The sequence below is a fragment of the Brenneria populi genome (assembly GCF_036016195.1).
Classification (GTDB): domain Bacteria; phylum Pseudomonadota; class Gammaproteobacteria; order Enterobacterales; family Enterobacteriaceae; genus Brenneria; species Brenneria populi.
Genome location: NZ_JAYWTM010000004.1, coordinates 45,729 through 64,832 on the forward strand (window position 1 = coordinate 45,729; position 19,104 = coordinate 64,832).

Here is a 19,104-nt window from a genome sequence, read left to right on the forward strand (position 1 = left end):
TGCTAGTAAAAGTCGACGCGCAGATAGCCCTTGCCGGTCGCCAGGCCGACTTTCGGCGTCTGGCCGGTCACGCTGACCGGATAAGCGTAGATGCTGACATTCGCGCTGGCGGCGTCGTCAAGCACGAACGGGATAACGCTCGACAGGGAGTTAGGCGTCAGCGGGTTGTTGTCGCTGTCGGCGATGACAAATCCGACGTCGGCGTTGTCGGACACGATCATATTGTCTTTTACCGTATCGGCCTGCACGCGCAGCGACAGGCTGGCCTGCGCCTCAATGCCCTTGCACTGAATGCCGATACTGCGGCTGACGGGCGTTACGCCCTCCGCTTTTTGACCGGCGGTTTTAAACGCGCCGGTGGAAACGCTGCCGAAATCGATGGAGATGATCTGCCCGGCGTTCAGCTCACAGCTTTGCGGCACGGTGACCGAACCGCTTAAATAGCCCTGGGCCAGAGGGCTGCCGGTGCCCTGCCCGGTTCCGCCCTGATTGGCGTACAGATAGAAAATCGGAATAGAGGCAATGTTGGTGATGCCGACGAAAGGACGCTTGATGCGGAAGTTGACCCGCACGCGGCTACCGCTGGCTAGCGTGGCGCCGCAGCGGCCGTTGCAGTAATTATTGACGTCGGTGAAAGGGACATTATGGTACTGAAGCTGTCCCAGGTTTACATTATTGATGGCGATCTGCGAAGCCACCTGCAGATAGTCATTGCCGGCAATGTCGTACCACTGGGTATCGCCCTCGCTCACCGCAAAGGTCAGCGAGGGACCGACCTTGGCGGTGAAATAGGTATCGGGGCCGCCTTTGCAGGCGCCGCCGATCGACGACGAGCCCGACGCGGTTTCATCCTTCCACCCGGTGGCGTAACCGGTATAGTTCTGGCTCGAGGCGATGGAATAGGTAAAGTTGTAAGTGGTCGGCGAACCGCTGACCGTGCTGCACTGGACGGCCCAGCCCACCTGCGGCAGCCCCAGCGCGCCGGCCGCCAGCGTTATCCAAAGCGCATTGCCGCGCGCGGCGACGAATATTTTTTTCACAAGCTGTTTCATTAGCATTTCACTTTTAATGAAAATATCGTTGGTTGATTTCCACCGCCGCTCGGCGGCAGCGGCGCGTCGTCGCGCCCTCGCTACATTTTTGACGCTCCGTTTCATTGGCATCCCGCCTTGGTGTAGGTTATCGGTTGGTTTTCACTGCCTTCGGGCAGCGTGTAGCCGATCAGGCACTGCTGCTGCGCGCCGCTGCCCCATTCCGCTTTCAACACCCCTTTGTTCGGCAGGCCGGACAGGAACACCTGGCCGTTATCGCCAACGATACCGGTGTAATCGCTGTCGGTGCGCGTCACCTGCGCCCCGAACGGCACCGGTTTGCCATTCCGCTGTTGCAGGGTGATCAGCGCGCGTCCCCCGACGCGGGCGCGGAAGTCCGCCCGCACCAGCGCGCCGCGCGTCGGCACCACGTTCATCACCGCGTTATCGATTTCGGTATTGGTCCTGAGCGTGTCGACGTCCAGCGCAATGCGGTTGGCGCGGTATACGCTGGCGTAAGGGATCACCGCATAGCCGCGCCAGTCGGTGCGCACGCCGGTGGTATTGATCAGTTTCACGTCATCGGCGCCGGGCGCTTTGATCAACACATTGGTATCGCCCAGCGGCTGGCTGAATGTGATGCCGTTTTCATGGGCGACGATGCCGCCGTTCAGGCCATAGTTCACCTGACGGTAATTTTTGTAGTAGTTGTAACCGACGTTGCTATTGCCGTAAGCGCCCTGATAATTGAGATCGACGCCGCCGCTGTAGCCGATATTTTTATTGCCATAGCCCTGGCGAACGCTGTAGTTGAGGTTATTGTCCTCCAGCAACGTGCCGCTGACGCCGGCCTGATGAATGGTGCGGTGGCGGTTGTCGGAGGTGGCGTTATAGGTTGCGTAGGCGCTATTGCTGGCGTTACTGAAAATGCTTTTATTTTGCGTGGGACTGAGCCATTGGCCCAGCGGCAGCGAGAGGTTAAACGAGATCATCCTATCGCTATCGTCAAGCCCCTGGCTTTTGTTGTAGCTGTACGTCAGGTTATAGCTGATGTTGTTATAGTTACCGCTGTAGCCCACCTGCCACAGCTCGTTGCTGCGATCGCTTTGCCAATAGGTCTGACGGTTGGCGGAAAAGAATATCGACCCCAACCCTTCGGCCAACTGCTGAGAAATGTTGATTTGCATTTGGCTTTTCTTGGCATGGCGCAGGTCGTAGTAGTCGCGGTAGACGATGCGATCGGTCACCGTATCATCTATCGTATACCCCTGCATATTCCTGTAGCTGGATTCATCCAGCGTAAAGAAGCCTTTGGTGGAATAGCGGTAGCCGAGTAGCTGGAAGTTGGTGCCGAGATCGTTAAGCGATTTCGCGTACAAGAAGCGCGCCGACTGGCCATCATGCTCGCTGCCGTCCGCCAGTTTGGTATGGGCCTGCGTGACGTCCAGAGACAGCGCGCCCCAATAGCCCAAATTCTGCCCGGCGCCGAACGCCAGGGACTCATAGTCTTCCGACAACTGGCTGCCGCCGTACAGCGTCGTGCCGCCCGGCAGCCCCCATATCAACGTGCCCTGCGCGAATTTCGGTTTATCCTGCTGGCTTAAGTTGCTGCGGTACTCCGCCAGCGTAACGGCATATTTGAAGTGGCCTTCCCGCTGCAGCAGCGGCACGGCCGAATAAGGTATGGTAAAGCTGTTGACGCTATTGTCGCTTTCGGTAACGGTTACCTGCAAGTCCCCGCTGGATGACGTGGGGTAGAGATCGTTGATAACGAACGCGCCCGGCGCGACGTAGGCCTGATAAATGACGTAGCCGTTTTGTCGAATGGTGACGCGGGCGTTGCTCTTGGCGATGCCGCGAACCGTGGGCGCGAAACCGCGCAGGCTGTCCGGCAGCATGGTGTCGTCGGACGCCAATTGCACGCCGCGGAAGCCGAGGCTGTCGAACACTTCGCCGGGCGTCGTGCTGTCGCCGACCGTCATCTGGCTGCGCCAGGGCGTAATGGCGTGCTGCAAATAAGTGCTGACATGCTGCCATTCGCTGTTGCTGACGCCATGCTGCCGGTTATAGTTCCAGGTGGAGAAGTCGCGCAGACGCCAGCCTTTCCAGTTAATCCCGCTGTCTAAATTCAGAAAATAGTTCTTGCTGTCAGTTTCGTCGCCGGAGGTGTTGCTGCCGGCGAAATGGTAATTGAGCAACGCGGAGGTGATGCCGTCATCCCACTGATCCGGCGGAATATAGCCGCGCCCGCTGTGCGTCAACGCGGCCTGCGGCACGCTGAGATAAAGGCGCTGCTGTTCGAAATTAAAGATACTGCCGGCATCGGGAATAGCCTCCGCCAACGAGATGCATTTATCGTCGGGCGTCTGCGCGATGGCGGATATTGCGCCGACGTTCACATTAAGCTGCGCCAGCATCGGCCGCGTCAGGCAGGCATCCAGCCCGGTATTGTCCGGCGCCGGCGCGGCGTTTTTCTCCGCGGCGGGTCTGGCGCGAAAGGAGACGTCGCGGGAGGTGGCGAACTCGTCGTTGATATAAATATCCACGCGGTAAAGACCCGGCGGCTGTCCTTCGCCGCGTTCGAAACGCGATAGATCGGCGACTGCGGACGGATCGTTCGATAGAAACGACGGATTAAAATACTCTTCGGCAGATGCGCCGCCAAATGGGAGCGCGATGCTCAGTATAATCGCCTGGCATAGCGGGCTCAGGCGATAATGTATAGGGATTAGCGACTGCATGCGAAAATCCTCGTTGTGATAACGAAAACGCGCCGCGAGGGAAAAGTTAAGCCATGGCGCTTTTATTTGTTTCAGGTTTAGTGCCAGCGGCGGCGCGGTGAAATCACTTCAGTACGCCGCTCGCTTTGGGCGTATTGCCGCCGTAATCGTTAATGGTCTGATAGGTCAGATCGCCGCTGGTCCCGGCCGGGAGCGGTATCGAAATGTATCCCATAGGCGGCACCATGACGTTGGGCAGTTTTTTTCCGCTTCTATTGATGTTGACTAACGTAATGTAATAGGGCGTGGGATTATCGATGCGGGCCGTTTCGTTCACCCGGCTGAAATGCAGTTGGCCCGGCGCGTCGGTAGACGAAATAGCCAGATTGGCCGGACGCACGAACAGTTTGATGCGCGACAACACCGCCAGTTGCAGAACATTTTTATCCTGCAGTTCGTTTTTATTCACCGATGGAATCGCCTTGACGTTCATCCAGAAGATAGACTCCCGGTCGGTCGGCAGCGGTTTGCCGGTATACATGATACGCAGCGTATTTTCGCCCTTGGGATTGGCGACGAACAGCGGCGGCGTCACGATGAAGTCGCTGGTTTTATTGCCGCTACTGTCTTCCACCCAGGATTGAATCAGAAAGCGCGACTTATCGTCGCTGTTGTTGACGGTCAATGACGTCTGGGTCGCGCCGGCGGGATAGATAACGCGCGTGGCGCCAAGACCGATCCCTCCCGCCAGCACGGCGTGGGAAACAGTCAACAAAGAAAAAAGTACAATGCCGGCTCGCGCTAACCCGCGTAATGGCGTTGCATATGATGATGGGGTATTAAACACGTTAGACCTCGTTGATACATAAATGGAGGCTGAGCAATCAGCTTTTCTTAACGGCGGCAGCGGCTGCATGTGATCGGACGACAGGCGAGATAGATGCGACGGAACGCCAGCGCGCGACGGCGAATAGGTGTTCTTGCCTTGCATGGCCCTTTCCAACTGAATCAGCCATCCTTGGCCTCTGCCCATATCCTTATTCGTGTTGCAACTTATTCATACTGCATAGTAAAGGTGGCGTCCGCATCAGCCTGACCAGGAGTAACCGTGGCCTGAGTTGATTTATAACGCGCGGTAAAGTTAAGCGTATTGCCATTACCATTCACCAGAGTCTGCGCAGCGGAGAAAGTCGAACCGTTTGGCGTCAGCACGGTGCCTTTGCTGTCGGAAATTTCGATACCTACGCCGCTAGCCGCGCCGGCGCCGCCGCTAGTATTGTTACTGGTGGTCAGCACAGTGCTGTCGGTGGCATCGGCGGAACCGTTAAAAGCAACAGCCGCAGTAGTGGAAACTGTGGTATCACAGTCTTCAAGTTTGATGGTGAATGGAACTTTGCTGGAATAAGAACCCGCTGCGGTGAAGTTGGCCGTACGGTACTGACCCAGGTTTACGGTCTGATCGGCGGAATTCGTGCTTACCGCGCAGGCGGCATTAACGATTTCGCCTTTAAAATGAACGGTACCGCCAGAAACGGTTGTCGTAGCCGCAGCAGCCAGACCAGATGACAGCACAGATGCGCCGATCAGGGCGCCGAGTAGTAATTTACGCATAAGTGACGATTCCTTAATTACCAATAAAAGGCCACGTTAGTGACAAATAAATGAGTGTCGTGCTTTGGGCACATGGTTATTTCTCCTCTGCCACGATCCATCCTGACGCCGGCATAAAGGCATACTTAAATAAATGCTTTTATATATCCGTCATAATTCAAACCGCATGTGCGTTGGCGCGTGATTCGGCGTGATGGCCTCACCCCTCCGGGGACAGCGCAAGCGCTGTTCAAAAACGCTTTTGGCGTATTTTTCCTGCGCCTCGAATTATTTAGGATATAGAGCCATAAACAGCGACATAGAGAAATTACCGCTTACGCAGTATCCCTTCCGCCTTCCTATTATTTGAAATAAAAAACATTTTGTGCGGAAAGCGATAAAAAATCGATAAATATAGATAAAAAAATCAAAAACATCGTTACAAACCGAATACAACAGAACAAAAAACCACAAAAATTAAACAATAAGAAATAAAAAACCATAGGCGCCGTAATAAAGCATGCTTTATCAAAATTGCAAAAAAAATAAATAACGTGCATATGATGATAAATGTTTTTTAATTGTTAATCGATATTAACCCTCCGCTAAACATAAAAAAATCAATAAACAATCAGTCAACAAAATAAAAAACGTCATGAAAATAAAATAATCTTCATCGCATCCTGAATCATTAAAATAGAGGGCTATTAATTTCCCTTCGTTACGGTAAACCGGGTGATTTTATAAAACACCTATTCCGGTAAGGGATAATCTCCACAGATAATTATCTAAATACCACCGCCATAGAAGAGAGAAGAGATGAGAGAGAGGAGCGCTATGCGACAATGGGTAAAACCGGGGGAGATGAGGATAAAGAGAGAGGGTGAAAAGCGCTCAGGTTACCGGATCCTCAAGAGTTAAGCATCCGGCCGGGCAAGAGTCAGGTCCTCACGAGAAATGAGATGTTTTTTAAGCGACCATTTTCCATTTCAATAACCTGTTCCTGCTGTAGTTTCTTCAATATTCTGAATATGGTGCTTTTTGATAATGATGTTCTTTCGGAAATAAAGGTTAACACGCTAAAACGCCGTCTGACTTCCGGCGGCAGGTTGCTTAAGGAAACCAGGCATTTCTCGACGACGGATATCGAATCTCCGTCGTTATCGACACAAAAATTAACCAGGTAGTGGAACCAAAAATTGACAATATACAAAACATCATCAAATCGTTGATAAGCGGTAACCACCCTTAATGCAATATCTAACGGCAAACATCTTATTTTCCCGTAATCAACCCTTTCGATATAGATATCATTACCGCCTAATGCCGCTAAAGACCACCCCACAATCGACGGAGATACAATAACCGAGATAACTTTATTATCGCGGGTTCGTTTCATTAGAAACTCACCTTCATCAAGAAAATAGATAAGCTGTTCGCCGCCGGAACGCATATGGTAGCGTCGTTTTCCCTTCACTATTTCAGTTGGCGTGGCCAAACGCGTGTGTGGAGAAAGCGTCTTTGTCAGACGATTTATGGAATTTTCTAGATCAATCATTCTAATCACCTTTAATCTAAAAACAATAAAAAAACCAAAAGGTCATTGCTCAGGGCATGATAAATTCCACCCTTTTTTAGTCAGTATTTTTATTAGTATGGCGCGCGCATACCTTTTATACCCGTCATACTTCAGCTGCAGGTGCGTTGGCTTTGTTACTCATCCATCCTTGGGGCCGCCGCAGCGCTGTTCAAAAACGCTTTGGCGTTTTTGTCCTGCAACTCGAATTATTTTGGGTATATATCGTCAAATTTCAGGCACGGGAAACGTTGCCAATAAAGGATAAAAAAATCCATTTAGCATATTCCTGAATACATCTCGTGCGAGAAAGACGACAATCCGCAGCTTAAGTCGCCGCGTTATTCGGCCTGCTGGCCTCACCCCTTGGGGGCAGCGCAGGCGCTGTGCAAAAACGCTTTGGCGTTTTGTCCTACAACTCGAATTATTTAGAGTATAAGCTTAGACATATAACTTACTTTGTTCCGCCATCGAAAAAAAACGCCTCCTAAAGGATAAATAGCCAAACATTAAAACAAAGTCCGCATCCTTTAGAATTCTAGTCTAAAAAATAAATAAAACAAAAATTCATATGCTAAAAAATTGGCCATTCACGCGATGGCGGCATAACGAGCCGAGAAAACTCCTATTGGCAAATGAAACCCCATGTTAAATAAATGTTCAAAAGAGACGCGCCGCGGCGCTCTGCGGCGGGGGAAAGGCGCTGACGCGCCGTGGAGGGAGAGAAGTCGGCGATAGAGCGCGGGATTACGCGCGATCAGACCGTTGACAAACTCAGATATTACCCGCCCCGCTAGCGGGGCTCGTCCTGCGGGCCGGCGCAGGCGCGGTTCGAAAACGCGTCCGCCGCTTTTGTCCCGCAGCGCGAATAATTTGCCCTGTCGTCGTCCGAACGCCGTTTCAGCTTAAATCCACATTTCGGCTGGCGAAGAACCAGGTAAAAATAAAACCGGCGGCGTAAGCGACCAGCAGCCCGGCGATATACACCAGAATACCGGCATAAATGCCCTGCCCGGAGGTCATCAGCGGAATAGACACCACGCCGGAAGGGCCAAAAACGGTATTCAGGCCGATAGGCAGGCCCAGATAGGCCACCAGACCGATGAAAAAACCTCCGGCCGCGCCGCCCAGACAAGCGGTGACGAAAGGTTTCAACCTGGGCAGCGTCACCCCGTAAATCAGCGGTTCGCCGATCCCGAGAATGCCGGGAATAATCGCGCCCTTAATCTGGGTGCGCAGCACCGAGCCGGCTTTCGCTCTGACGAACAGCGCCATGGACGCGCCGACCTGCCCCCCGCCGGCCATGGCGAGAATCGGAAACAGCGAGTTAAAACCCTGAGAATCCATCAGGGCGAAATAGACCGGAACAAAGCCCTGATGGATACCGAACATGACCGCGATCAGGAACAGCCCGGCCAGCACCGCGCTGCCGATCGGGTTGCCGTTCAGGTGCAGAAACAGCCATGACATCCCCTTAAACAGTTCGCCGCCGACCGGCATAATCACCACAAACGTCACCGCCCCCATAATCAGCAGGGTAACGAGCGAGGTCAGGATCATATCCAGGTTGTCGGGCATCCATTTACGCACCTTGCGCTCGACCCAGGCGCCCATAATCGTAGCGATCAGCACGCCGATAATACTGCCCCGGGGATCGATGGGCAGACCGAAGAAATTATCGATTCCCGCGTAGTAGCCGACTTTGGCCTCCGGCACATAGCCCAGCACGAAAAGCGAGGCGATGATGGCGCCGTTCACGCCCGTGCCGCCAAAGGCCTTCTGCGCATTATGGCCGATCAGAATACTCAAAAAAGCGAACAGCCCCTTGCTGAATACCTTCATATAACCAATGGCGCCGACCAGCCAAGGGCTAGGAGACTCAACGCCCAGCACCATGCTTTGCTCCAGCAGCGTCGCGATGCCCAACAGCAGGCCGGCGGCAATAAAACCGGGGATAAGCGGGGTAAAAATGGTGGCGAATTTGGCGAAAAAGTGATGAATGGCGCCGCTCTGTTTCGCTTTGATCTGCTGCTTATTCTCCGCGGCGATCGCCTTGAGATCTCTGCCGGCGCCGGGATTTTCCGCCGCGGCGCGGCTCAGCAGCGCATTCATCATTTCCGCGGCGGTTTGCGCCTTACCGGGGCCGAGAACAATCTGCAGCTGATCGTCGCCCTCAATCACGCCCAGCACGCCGGCGATGCGCTTTAGCGCATCCTGTTCGACCAGATCCCGGTTTTCCAGCGTTAAACGCAGCCGCGTCATGCAGTTGCCGCAAAGCGTGATATTACCGCCGCCCCCCACATGACCGAGGATCTGCTCGATCGTCGCTTCAGTTATTTTAGCCATCGCTATGGTGTCCTGTGTCGTGTAATGCCGAACGGATAAAACCGTTGTTGCGCTGCAGAATCGCGCCGGCGTCGGCGGCGGAAAGATTGGCCAATACCATGACGATCGCCGTTTTGCAGTGGTTGCCGCACTGGCTCAGCGCGTCGGTTGCGCGCTGCCGGTCGCACTCCGTCGCCTGCATCACGATGTTAATCTGGCGCTGAACCAATTTGGCGTTGGTGGCTTCGACATCCACCATCAGGTTGCCATACACTTTTCCGCTGCGGATCATCGATCCGGTGGTCAGCATATTCAGTACCAGCTTCTGCGCCGTCGCCGCTTTCATCCGCGACGAGCCGGTCACCACCTCGGCGCCGACCAGCGGCTCAATGGCGATGTCGGCCAAACGGCTCATCTCGCTGTGCGGATTACAGGTCAGCGCGACCACCGCGGCGCCCAAAGTACGGGCGTAGCCCATCGCCCCCAGGACGTAAGGAGTGCGCCCGCTGGCGGCGATGCCCACCAGAACATCGCGGGAGTTAAAACCCAGATCGCGCAGATCCTGTTCGCCCTGCGCGCCGTTATCCTCGGCATTCTCCACCGCCTGTAAAATCGCCGGATGCCCGCCGGCGATCAGGCCGACGACCTGCCCGCGCGGCGTGCCGTAGGTCGGCGGACATTCGCTGGCGTCGAGAATCCCCAGACGCCCCGAGGTGCCCGCGCCGCAGTAAATCAGGCGTCCGCCGCGGGGAAAAGCCGCGCTAATCGCATCCACCGCCTGCGCCACCTGCGGCAACACCCGCTCGACGGCGAAGGCGACCTTTTGATCTTCGGCGTTAATAACCTTAAGCATCTCCAGCGTCGGCAGCGTATCGATATTTTCACTCGCCTTATTTCGGCTCTCGGTAACCAGGGTAGACAAATCTATTTTCATCGGATAATTGCGTCATATTTGTACAGTAAGGAATAATTTATACTTAATAACAGCCAAATCAAATAATATTTTATTACTCTTCGATGTCGGCCATAACCCTTTTGTTTTTACCCCGCGAGCGACGTAAGATAACTCGGCCGACCGCCCGTTCCGCCGACCATGTGGATGCCGCTGATGAGATATACGCAAAAAATTATCCATAACCAAAAGACGTTCACGCCTGGCGAACGCAAGATCGCGGACTATGTGCTGCAACACCCCGATAAGTTAAAACAGCTCTCTTCCCAGGGGCTGGCGGCGGTGCTCGGCGTTAGCCAGTCGAGCATTATCAAATTCGCCCAGAAGCTGGGCCTGAAAGGCTTTACCAACTTTAAGCTGGCGTTAATCGAAGAGTGGGGGCAGCAGGCGTCGCAGCAAAAACAGCAAAACTCGCATATTCACAACGCCATCAGCAGCCAAGACAGCCTGCCGGATATCGCCGAGAAGCTATTCGTCGAAAAGCAAAAAGCGCTGCGCGATACCACCGACAGCCTGGATTTTTCTCAGCTGCAGCAGGCGGTTTTACATATCCGGTCCGCCAAGCGCATTCAAATTATCGGCATAGGCGGCTCATCGTTAGTCGCCAAAGATTTGGCCTACAAGCTGATGAAAATCGGCTATCCGGTGATGCACGAATTGGACAGCCATGTGCAGATCACCGTCGCCCAGTCTCTCAGCGCCGCCGACGTGCAGATCATCATTTCGTTTTCCGGCAAACGCCGGGAGTTGCTGATTGCCGCCGAAGCCGCTAAAAAAAGCGGCGCGACGCTGATCGCCATTACCTCTCTGCAACGCAATCCGCTGCGCGCGCTGGCGGACTGCGCGCTGGATACCCTGGCGGATGAAACGCGCTGGCGCAGCTCTTCCATCTCCGCCAGAACGGCGCAAAACACCATCACCGACCTGCTGTTCGTCTGCCTGCTGCAGCAAAACAGCGAAAAGAGCCGCCGCTTTATCAAGCAGAGCCAGAAGCTGGTCGATCGGTTAAGCGACCCGAACGCCGGGTAAAGGGTATCTCGCTGAGCGGCCGCCATCATCCCTCCAGGGCAGATCACATGCGGCTATTTTTGATTTTGGGCGATGATCGCCCCGATACGCTGAAAACGCCGGCTAGGCGATATAATGCCGATCGTTTAAGCATCGAGATACACCGGGCGACCACCGGGGTGAGGCGTCCCTACGGGAACCTTCCCCGGTGTTTCCCCTAAAAACCGGCTTAAGTGAACGGCATTAGGCTAGGCGATAGCGGTTGAATTGGAGAGGACCGGATGGGGCTCGCTGAAAGCGCCGGGGGGAAAATAGCGCGCGGCAAACCGGCGTTCGCCGCGCGCTGTACGACACGCTTATCCTCTATTGTAAGAGGTAACCGCGTCGTTGTAGCCGTCGATCATAAACTGCAGATCGCTCGGATTTTTCGACTCTTTAAACTCGCGATAATATTTCAGCTCGCTATAAAGATAATCGATCACCGTATTTTTCGGCACGCCGGCTTTTTTAGAATCCGGGTTCTGGTCGATGAGTTTTTGCAGACTGGCAAGATTATCCTGAATCTCTTTGGCGATGGCGTCCGCTTTGGCGACTTTGTCCTTATCCTGCACATCTTCCGGCGACTGGATCAGCGAGGCTAACTGTTCGGCCAGGTTTAAGCTCTTCAACTGATGATAGGCATACATGTTACCGCCCTTTTTCACCGCCTCTAATTGCTTATCCTGATTCTGATGATAGACCACGTTCAGCTTCGACTGAAAAGCGGCGTAGCTCTGCAACGCCTGATTCAGCTCATCCTTAATGCGGGCGTCCGCGCTTTTCCCTTTAGCCAGATTATCCGTTTTATATTCGGCCGTGTCATAATACTGTTTTAATTGCTGCTCTTCATTATGCAGCGTCTCAAGATTTTTCTTTAAATCCGCGGCGGCCTGGGTTAATTCAGGGCTCCCCTGATAATTTAACGCCTCCGCCTTGGTATACTGTTCCATGATGTAATTATAATTACTCGGCGTCAGCGTCAGCGAATAGGTGCCTTTGCCGTCGCCTTTATCGATATTCTGCCGTTTATAACGGTTCGCCGCGAATTCCAGTCCGCTGATATTATTCAGCTGGTTGCTTATTTCCACGTAATAACTGATAGCCTGGGTCTCTTTTTGATCCTCGGACTGGCTGCTGGCGGCGACAGCAGTAGGCTTCTGACTTTGCCCGTCGCACCCCGCCAGGCCGCACAGCAAAAGCGCGGAGAACAGCGTCGTCAACGTAAATTTTTTTGCATTATTCATGTATATATTCACTTTATTTCACCACAGAAACGGTAGCGAGATGATAGTCTTTCCACGCTTCGCGTTACAACCTTGGGCATCGCCGATTTAATCGCCTAATTCAGGTAAAACCCCGCCATATACCGACTGGAATAGATATTAAGAATATTCGCAAAATATAGGCGCGGCCCGAAGGGCGAGACCCGCGGACGGGCCGAGTGCAAAAGCCGGCGCGCCGGCGACGCGAATTATTTGCGCGCCTCTCACCTGCATCTCGAATAAACGCCTTGCCAGTCGTTTACTATGAATCGCCAGCCGGGCGCCTAATCGTAATGGTGTTACGGCGCGCTAAGCCGCCGGGCGTAGATTTTTCCCCAGGCGATCCCCACAATCGCCGCCGTCAGCGATCCTAATAACACGCCCAGCTTGGCGGCGCCCAGCTGGTTTTCGCTCGAAAACGCCAGCATGGCGATGAAAATCGACATGGTGAAGCCAATGCCTCCCAGCAGCCCGATCAGGGCGATACCGGCCCAGGAGACGCCGGGCGGACGCTGACACAAGCCGCTCCTCACCATCAGCCAGCTCACGCCGATAATGCCCAGCGGCTTGCCTAGCACCAGTCCCGCCATCACGCCCGCCATCACCCAGTAAGCGCCGTCTGCGGACAGATTGACGCCATCAATAGCAACGCCGGCATTGGCCAGCGCAAATAAGGGCATGATGAGAAAAGCCACCCACGGATGAAGAAATATCTGCACCCGCATCACCGGGGGAAGCAGCTCGCGTCGGGCCAGCCGCAGCTGTTTAAAGGGCTGGGATAACCGGCTTGCGTCTTTCTCCTGCGCGGCGGGGTTCGCCGTCAGTTCATCGGCGATACGGAGGATTTTGTCCAGAGCGGACTCGCGCGCGCGCGCCGGCACTACCGGGGTGATTAGCCCAAGCACCACCCCGGCAATAGTCGGGTGCACCCCCATAATCAAAAAACCGGACCAGACGACGACGCCGGGAACGACATAGACCAGCGCCGCGCCGACGCCGATTAATTGCAAACCGAATACCAGTAAAACGCCCGCTCCGGCGATCGCCAGCCCGCTATAGTCGAGCCCGGAGGAGTAAAAGAGCGCGATCATAATAATGGCGATAATGTCGTCGATAATCGCCAGCGTGAGCAAAAACACCCGCACATTGCCGGGAATAGAACGCCCCAGCAGCGCCAGGACGCCCACGGCAAAAGCGATATCGGTGGCGGTGGGCACCGCCCATCCGTGGTGACGCGCCGGATCGCCGTTAAGCGACAGATAGATTAGCGCGGGAAGCGCGACGCCGCCGAAAGCGGCGGCGATCGGCAGCGTCGCCTGCTTGATATGGCTTAGCGCGCCGGCGTGAATTTCATAGCGGATCTCCATGCCGACCACTAAAAAGAAGATCGCCATTAGCCCGTCATTAATCCAGAAATGGAGGGGATGGGAAAATGAGAACGACCCGACGGCGAAAGATATCGGCGTATGCCACAGCTGATGGTAGCCGGCGGCAAAGGGGGAATTGGCCCAGATTAAGGCGATGGCCGCGGCGAGAAGCAATATGACGCCGCTAACGGATTCAATATGGGCGAAACGTTCTAATGCGGCGAAGGCGCGTTCGGCGGCAAAACGAACGCGCGGGATTCTGCGCTGTGCAAGGTCGCGCTTCATAACGTGAAAACTCCGCGCGGCGGCCCGACCGACGCATGATAATAACCTGCCTAACTGCCCTATACAGCCGACACCCGGCTGAAAATCTACCATGTCCGCGCACAGGGAGACAAGATCGGCGGCGTCCCCGCCTCACCCCTTCGGCAATTACAGCGCCGTCACCGCATCGACATGATGGTGGAACACGTAGGGATCGGACAACAGCTTGAATCGTTCGTCATCCGGATATGTCACCGCCACGGCGTAATGTTCGCCGGCGAAGGCCGTTACCGCCGCCATATCCCGCCAATACGTCGCCAGAAAGAAATGTTCCCATTCCCCCTGGGTTTCACGTCTGACGAAAGCGCCAAGATTGCCGTCGATGCCTTTTGAGTGCTGAACGCCGGTATGCTGAAGATGTTTATCAAAACCTTCGGCGTGCTCCAGCGGCACACAGCCGTGCCAGGTACGAACTATCATGCTAATGGTCCCGTTTTTATGAAAAGATTGAACAGATTAGCATAATATTGCGGGATAAACGGAAGCTGGACCGCCCGCCCAAGCGCATCTCGGGCAGGCGTTCGCCGCGTCGTTAACGGTAAATTTCCCCGGTGAGAAAGTCAGGCCAGTTTTTCTCGAAAAAGAGAGCATCCAGATCGCCGAGCGGCCGTAACGCTTGCGGCGTCACGGTAAATCCCGGCGGCTGATAGCTCACGAATAGCTGCTGCCGTTTATGCTCCAGCTTTTCCGTCAGCAAGCGGTACCGCTCCAGCGCGCCGGCGCGCGTTATCGGCATCTCCTCCCCCCGCGGAGAGCAAATCGCTCTGGCGCCCCGGCTGCCGCCCCCCTGACGGATATAAAAATCCAGCGCGCTGAGCACCGCTTCCGATGCCAACGCCATATGACGCCATTGGAAGCTGACCGCCACCTTGTTGGCGAACGGCATGGCGATACCGCGTTCGCGTATCCGTTCATTCAGCCGTCGGGCGGCCAGCAGCGCGCCTTCCACCTCATCGGCGTAGCAGATAAATCCGGCCTTATCGCTCATCCGTTGCTGAATCTCCCGCTTGACGTCGAGGATATCCAGGCCGTTTTCACTCTCCATTCCCGCACGGATCGCCTGCGCGCAGTCGGTAATCTGATCAAGCACGCTTGCCGCTGGAATCGGCGCTCTTTTCCCCCGGCTGGCGATCTGCCGGGCGCAGCGCATGCCGAAGACCTGTCCGGCGTTCAGCGCCGCCCCGCCCGGCCGGGTGACGCCATGGGTTCCGGCCGCTTCGCCCACCGCAAAACAGCCGGCCAGCGAAGTTTGTCCCCACATATCCACCGCCAGTCCGCCGTTCATATGCTGATGGTTGACGTTAAACGGCAGCGGCGCGGCGCTGATGTCGTGGCCGTGATGTTTGTAAAGCTCGATCGCCAGCGGATTCATGCGCCGCAGGCGCTCGATCGGCGTCGTCAGCAACGCTTCATTGTTCGTCAAATACTGCGCCGCGTCCTCATCCAGCTCATTGAGGCTGAATGGCCGCCAGCCGGGCGCCGGCTGCGGGTTGCGGTTGAAATCCATATAGATCGCGCGCCCCTGCTGCGACTCGGAAAAGATCGCCAGATCGACCAGGCTGGAGCCGAAATTCAGCATCCGCGTCGCATGGATCGGCCATTGATAACCCTTTCTAAAAACATTAGACGCCAACTCCTGCGTACTGCGGTAGTAGTCGGCCAGAAAATTATGCTCTTCCCCTTGTTCATCCACCGAGTAGATATAAGGCATGCACTGCACATAGGTTCCCGACAGATTCCACGGGAACTCATCGCGCCGAGTGCCGATGCCGAATTGGTTTTCGGTAAGGTTGACCGCCTGGATCCCCGCCTCCAGCCCCAGCCCCAGCGATCCGAAACAACGGTTGGGATAGACGCTGTCGCGAAATAGCTCCCCCGGACCGCCGGCGGCCAGCACCAGCGCCGGGCAAAGATAGAGCGCCAAACCGGCGGGATTATCCGCGCGGCGCGCGCCGGTATTAATCGCCAGCGCCCCGGCGATCCGCCGCTTATCATCACCCTCATCAATGAGCAAGCGAATCACCGTTGAATGATCGACGAAGGGCACCGCGAGCCGGTTCGCCTCTTCCGCCAGCACTTTCACCATCAGACGCGAGGTGCGCGGACCGCAGCTGGTGGCGCGCCCCGCCTCGTCATGGTCGGTCTGATAGCGCAGCGTGGCGCCGTAGCGATCTTCCGGCAACGGCAGGCCGATATATTGCAAACCCGCAAAGGCTTCAATCGAACCGACGGCCTCAACATAGGCCGTGTCGGCGTCCATCGCCCCGCCGGCGCTCAGCGCATGCGCCAACTGAATAAAGTTATCCCCCCGATTGCTGGTGGCGGCGGTGTGCAGGGTCTGTTTATCCGATCCGGAGCAGGCGGAAGTGCCCCAAAACAGCGTCTGCGTGGCGACCAGCACGTCCACCTGCCGGCGTTTAAGCTCCACCGCCGCGCGCAATCCGGCGGCGCCGCTGCCGACCACCAGCGCCTCGCAGCGGTAGACGGGGATAACGATGCCCTGCGGCAACGCCAGCGCCTCATCCGGCCGGCGTTCGGCCGTATGTTTAGGCATTTCGACATCGGTTAACTGGTCCAGCGTATCCTGCGAAATCTTCATTGCCATATTCGGTTCACCCATTGAGATCTGTTATGCCATGGTTCGACGACCGTCAGACGAGACGTTCGCTGTCGGAAACCGCGCCGGCGCCCGCCGTTTTCTGTTTGGCGGCGTTTGCGGAACCCGCCTCTATTTTATTCACCCTCAGCAGCAGCAAGCTGCTCAGCGCCATCAGACAGGCGGCGAAAAACCACACCGACGGCATGTCGTAGCGGTCGGACAGGTAGCCCGCCAGCACCGGAGAAATGCCGCCGGCGATCATGCCGATATTCATCACGAAGCCAATGGCCGCGCCGCGAATGGAAACCGGCACCAGTTCCGAGGTAAAAGAGATCACCAGCGGGGTAATGGGATAACCGATAAAACCAAGCAGCATCACCAGCACCACCACCGCGGAGATTGGCAATGGGATAACCAGCGAAGCCATCAGCAATCCGCTGACCGCGGTGATCCCGATCAGAATCCATCTTTTGCGGGAGAAGTTGCCTTTATCGCAGTAACGCCCCAGCAGGAAACCGCCCAGCGCACCGGTCAACCCAAGCAGACTGGCGATGGTGCCGGCCATACTCATCGGCATCTGTTTGGCGTTCATCAGGAAAGTGGGCGCCCAGAGCAGCACGATCCACCAGCCGCACAGCAGCAGAAAATAGTAGAGCGCCATCATCACCACGGACGGCGTGCTGAACAGCAAAGACAAAGGCACCTTTTCTTTAACCACAGTGGATTTGGCGCGGGCGGCGGATTTAGGCGCGCTCTTCACCAGAATCGCATAAAGGATCGCCACCACAATGCCCAAACCGCCGGCGACATAAAACACCATGCGCCAGCCGTAAACCGGCCCCAGCACCGCCCCCAGCCAGGTGCCAAAGAAACCGCCGATGGGGTAGCCCATCCAGTACAGCGACATCACGGTGGTACGCTGTTTTTCCGTGGTGACGTTAGCCACCTCCAGCGACGCCGCGGGCCAGAAAATGCCCTCGCCGATCCCCGTCATCACGCGATAAAAAATTAACGCGCTGAGGCTGCCCGCTAATCCGGTAAATATGGTGGCCAGCGAAAATAGCGTTAAACCCAGAATTAATACCGGCTTACCGCTGAGCTTGTCGGAAATAATCCCCGAGACGAATAAAAACAGGATAAAACCGTAAAAGAAGGAGCTGAGCAGAATACCGGAGCTGCCTTTACCTAAACCAAAATCGTGAGAAATCAAACCAATGGCTGAGGATACGGTCATGCGGTCCACTGAATACATCATGTACCCGAGACCGCAAAGGACGGACACCAATATCATTTTTTTTGTCTCTGTATTCATAATTTCCCCGGCTGATAATAGTCACAACGAGAATGGAATTTCACCTCGGCAGCCAAATAATGACCGCCGATATTCTTTCTATGTCAGAGAAACGGCAACAACTGGGATACGCGTTTTCCGCGGCTTAACAACACGCCAAATGGCGCTCCTTGCAGGTAGCCAGAACGTCATCGGGATCGCGCAGCCACCAATTTTTGGCGGAGAAGATCTCCACCTCATGAAAACCGCGGTATCCTTGCGCCTCCACCGTCCGGCGGGCGGCGCGGATATCGATAACGCCATCGCCCATCATGCCGCGATCGAGCAGCAGATCCTGCGTGGATGCCAGCCAGTCGCAGATATGAAAAGCGAGCAGCCGCGATTTCCCAGCACGTTCAACCTGTTGGGTAAATTTGGGGTCCCACCAGGTATGATAGAGATCGACGGCGATGCCCAGACCGTCGTCGCCCAGTTCATCGCACAGATCGTTGGCGTGTTCGAGGGTATTGACGCAGGCGCGGTCGGCGGCATACATCGGGTGCAGCGGTTCGATAGCGAGCGGCATTGAGCGCGCGCGCGAATATTCCAGTATCGTCGCCAGCCCGTCCCGCACTTGTTCGCGCGCCTGAGCGAGATCCTTGCCGCCTTCCGGCAGGCCGCCGACCACCAGCACCAGACATTGCGCGTTCAGCTCCAGCGCTTCATCCACCGCGCGGCGGTTGTCGTCATCGTTATGACGGCGCTGTTCCGCCGTCGCGCCGGGGAACATGCCGCCGCGGCAATAGCCGGTAACCGTTAACTGGTGGCTGCGGATCCGGCGCGCGGCCTCTTTCACCCCGAGCGCATGCGTTTGATCGCGCCACGGGGAGATGCCGCGGATATCGTGGCGGGCGCAGCCATCAATAATTTTATCGAGCGTCCATTGCTGGCGCACCGTGGCCGTATTGAGCGAAAGCAGGTTGGCGTCGGGCCGTTGGTTGTGATGTTCAGACATCGGTATGATTCCTTATTCAACGCGAT

The 19,104-nt window shown here is 55.7% G+C and carries 14 protein-coding genes; 1 reads left to right on the forward strand and 13 read right to left on the reverse strand.

What is annotated here, in order from left to right; all coding sequences use genetic code 11:
* Positions 1-2: 2 nt before the first annotated feature.
* The 7 genes from VSX58_RS04970 to murQ all read right to left on the reverse strand — a co-directional run bounded on the left by VSX58_RS04970 (position 3) and on the right by murQ (position 10,176).
* Positions 3-1,052 carry a fimbrial protein gene (locus VSX58_RS04970; RefSeq protein ID WP_327617116.1) on the reverse strand — a complete coding sequence of 350 codons (1,050 nt, stop codon included), beginning with the start codon at positions 1,050-1,052 and terminating at the stop codon, positions 3-5.
* Between the two features lie 101 nt (positions 1,053-1,153).
* Positions 1,154-3,772: a fimbrial biogenesis usher protein gene (locus VSX58_RS04975; RefSeq protein ID WP_327617117.1), complete on the reverse strand. Its 2,619-nt coding sequence runs from the start codon at positions 3,770-3,772 to the stop codon at positions 1,154-1,156.
* Between the two features lie 103 nt (positions 3,773-3,875).
* Complete coding sequence (locus VSX58_RS04980; protein ID WP_327617118.1) at positions 3,876-4,526, reverse strand: fimbria/pilus periplasmic chaperone; 651 nt, start codon at positions 4,524-4,526, stop codon at positions 3,876-3,878.
* Between the two features lie 278 nt (positions 4,527-4,804).
* Positions 4,805-5,362 carry a type 1 fimbrial major subunit FimA gene (fimA, locus tag VSX58_RS04985; protein ID WP_327612494.1) on the reverse strand — a complete coding sequence of 186 codons (558 nt, stop codon included), beginning with the start codon at positions 5,360-5,362 and terminating at the stop codon, positions 4,805-4,807.
* A 919-nt stretch (positions 5,363-6,281) separates the two neighbouring features.
* The gene (locus VSX58_RS04990; RefSeq protein WP_327617119.1) at positions 6,282-6,899 is read right to left on the reverse strand and encodes a helix-turn-helix domain-containing protein; all 618 of its coding nucleotides are present in this window, start codon (positions 6,897-6,899) and stop codon (positions 6,282-6,284) included.
* Positions 6,900-7,817: 918 nt separating this feature from the next.
* A complete protein-coding gene (gene murP / locus VSX58_RS04995) occupies positions 7,818-9,263 on the reverse strand; it encodes a PTS N-acetylmuramic acid transporter subunit IIBC (RefSeq protein ID WP_327617120.1) in 1,446 nt (481 codons plus the stop codon).
* Complete coding sequence (gene murQ, locus VSX58_RS05000) at positions 9,256-10,176, reverse strand: N-acetylmuramic acid 6-phosphate etherase (RefSeq protein ID WP_327617121.1); 921 nt, start codon at positions 10,174-10,176, stop codon at positions 9,256-9,258. Before murQ ends, murP begins: the two co-directional genes overlap by 8 nt.
* 174 nt (positions 10,177-10,350) lie before the next feature.
* Between murQ and VSX58_RS05005 the strand changes: the two genes are divergently transcribed.
* The gene (locus VSX58_RS05005) at positions 10,351-11,223 is read left to right on the forward strand and encodes an SIS domain-containing protein (protein WP_327617122.1); all 873 of its coding nucleotides are present in this window, start codon (positions 10,351-10,353) and stop codon (positions 11,221-11,223) included.
* A 335-nt stretch (positions 11,224-11,558) separates the two neighbouring features.
* Here the strand turns inward: VSX58_RS05005 and VSX58_RS05010 are convergent, their stop codons facing one another.
* The 6 genes from VSX58_RS05010 to VSX58_RS05035 form a co-directional block, all read right to left on the reverse strand.
* Positions 11,559-12,485, reverse strand: a complete 927-nt coding sequence (locus VSX58_RS05010) for a DUF3829 domain-containing protein (RefSeq protein ID WP_327617124.1) — start codon at positions 12,483-12,485, stop codon at positions 11,559-11,561.
* A 317-nt stretch (positions 12,486-12,802) separates the two neighbouring features.
* On the reverse strand, positions 12,803-14,155 hold the full coding sequence (nhaA, locus tag VSX58_RS05015) for a Na+/H+ antiporter NhaA (protein ID WP_327617125.1): 1,353 nt from the start codon (positions 14,153-14,155) through the stop codon (positions 12,803-12,805).
* A 147-nt stretch (positions 14,156-14,302) separates the two neighbouring features.
* Positions 14,303-14,614 (reverse strand): hypothetical protein, encoded by a 312-nt coding sequence (locus tag VSX58_RS05020; protein WP_327617126.1) that lies wholly within the window; start codon positions 14,612-14,614, stop codon positions 14,303-14,305.
* A 112-nt stretch (positions 14,615-14,726) separates the two neighbouring features.
* Positions 14,727-16,793 (reverse strand): FAD-binding protein, encoded by a 2,067-nt coding sequence (locus tag VSX58_RS05025; RefSeq protein WP_327617531.1) that lies wholly within the window; start codon positions 16,791-16,793, stop codon positions 14,727-14,729.
* 52 nt (positions 16,794-16,845) lie between these two features.
* Complete coding sequence (locus VSX58_RS05030) at positions 16,846-18,048, reverse strand: MFS transporter (protein WP_327617127.1); 1,203 nt, start codon at positions 18,046-18,048, stop codon at positions 16,846-16,848.
* Between the two features lie 181 nt (positions 18,049-18,229).
* Entirely contained in the window at positions 18,230-19,078 is an 849-nt protein-coding gene (locus VSX58_RS05035; protein ID WP_327617129.1) for a sugar phosphate isomerase/epimerase family protein, read from the reverse strand.
* Positions 19,079-19,104 lie beyond the last annotated feature (26 nt).

Excerpts from the sequence above, each read along its gene's own strand:
- VSX58_RS04970 (WP_327617116.1), bottom strand. The coding sequence starts at position 1,052 with ATGAAACAGCTTGTGAAAAAAATATTCGTCGCCGCGCGCGGCAATGCG.
- VSX58_RS04975 (WP_327617117.1), bottom strand. The coding sequence starts at position 3,772 with ATGCAGTCGCTAATCCCTATACATTATCGCCTGAGCCCGCTATGCCAG.
- fimA (WP_327612494.1), bottom strand. The coding sequence starts at position 5,362 with ATGCGTAAATTACTACTCGGCGCCCTGATCGGCGCATCTGTGCTGTCA.
- VSX58_RS04990 (WP_327617119.1), bottom strand. The coding sequence starts at position 6,899 with ATGATTGATCTAGAAAATTCCATAAATCGTCTGACAAAGACGCTTTCT.
- murP (WP_327617120.1), bottom strand. The coding sequence starts at position 9,263 with ATGGCTAAAATAACTGAAGCGACGATCGAGCAGATCCTCGGTCATGTG.
- murQ (WP_327617121.1), bottom strand. The coding sequence starts at position 10,176 with ATGAAAATAGATTTGTCTACCCTGGTTACCGAGAGCCGAAATAAGGCG.
- VSX58_RS05005 (WP_327617122.1), top strand. The coding sequence starts at position 10,351 with ATGAGATATACGCAAAAAATTATCCATAACCAAAAGACGTTCACGCCT.
- VSX58_RS05010 (WP_327617124.1), bottom strand. The coding sequence starts at position 12,485 with ATGAATAATGCAAAAAAATTTACGTTGACGACGCTGTTCTCCGCGCTT.
- nhaA (WP_327617125.1), bottom strand. The coding sequence starts at position 14,155 with ATGAAGCGCGACCTTGCACAGCGCAGAATCCCGCGCGTTCGTTTTGCC.
- VSX58_RS05020 (WP_327617126.1), bottom strand. The coding sequence starts at position 14,614 with ATGATAGTTCGTACCTGGCACGGCTGTGTGCCGCTGGAGCACGCCGAA.
- VSX58_RS05025 (WP_327617531.1), bottom strand. The coding sequence starts at position 16,793 with ATGAAGATTTCGCAGGATACGCTGGACCAGTTAACCGATGTCGAAATG.
- VSX58_RS05030 (WP_327617127.1), bottom strand. The coding sequence starts at position 18,048 with ATGATGTATTCAGTGGACCGCATGACCGTATCCTCAGCCATTGGTTTG.
- VSX58_RS05035 (WP_327617129.1), bottom strand. The coding sequence starts at position 19,078 with ATGTCTGAACATCACAACCAACGGCCCGACGCCAACCTGCTTTCGCTC.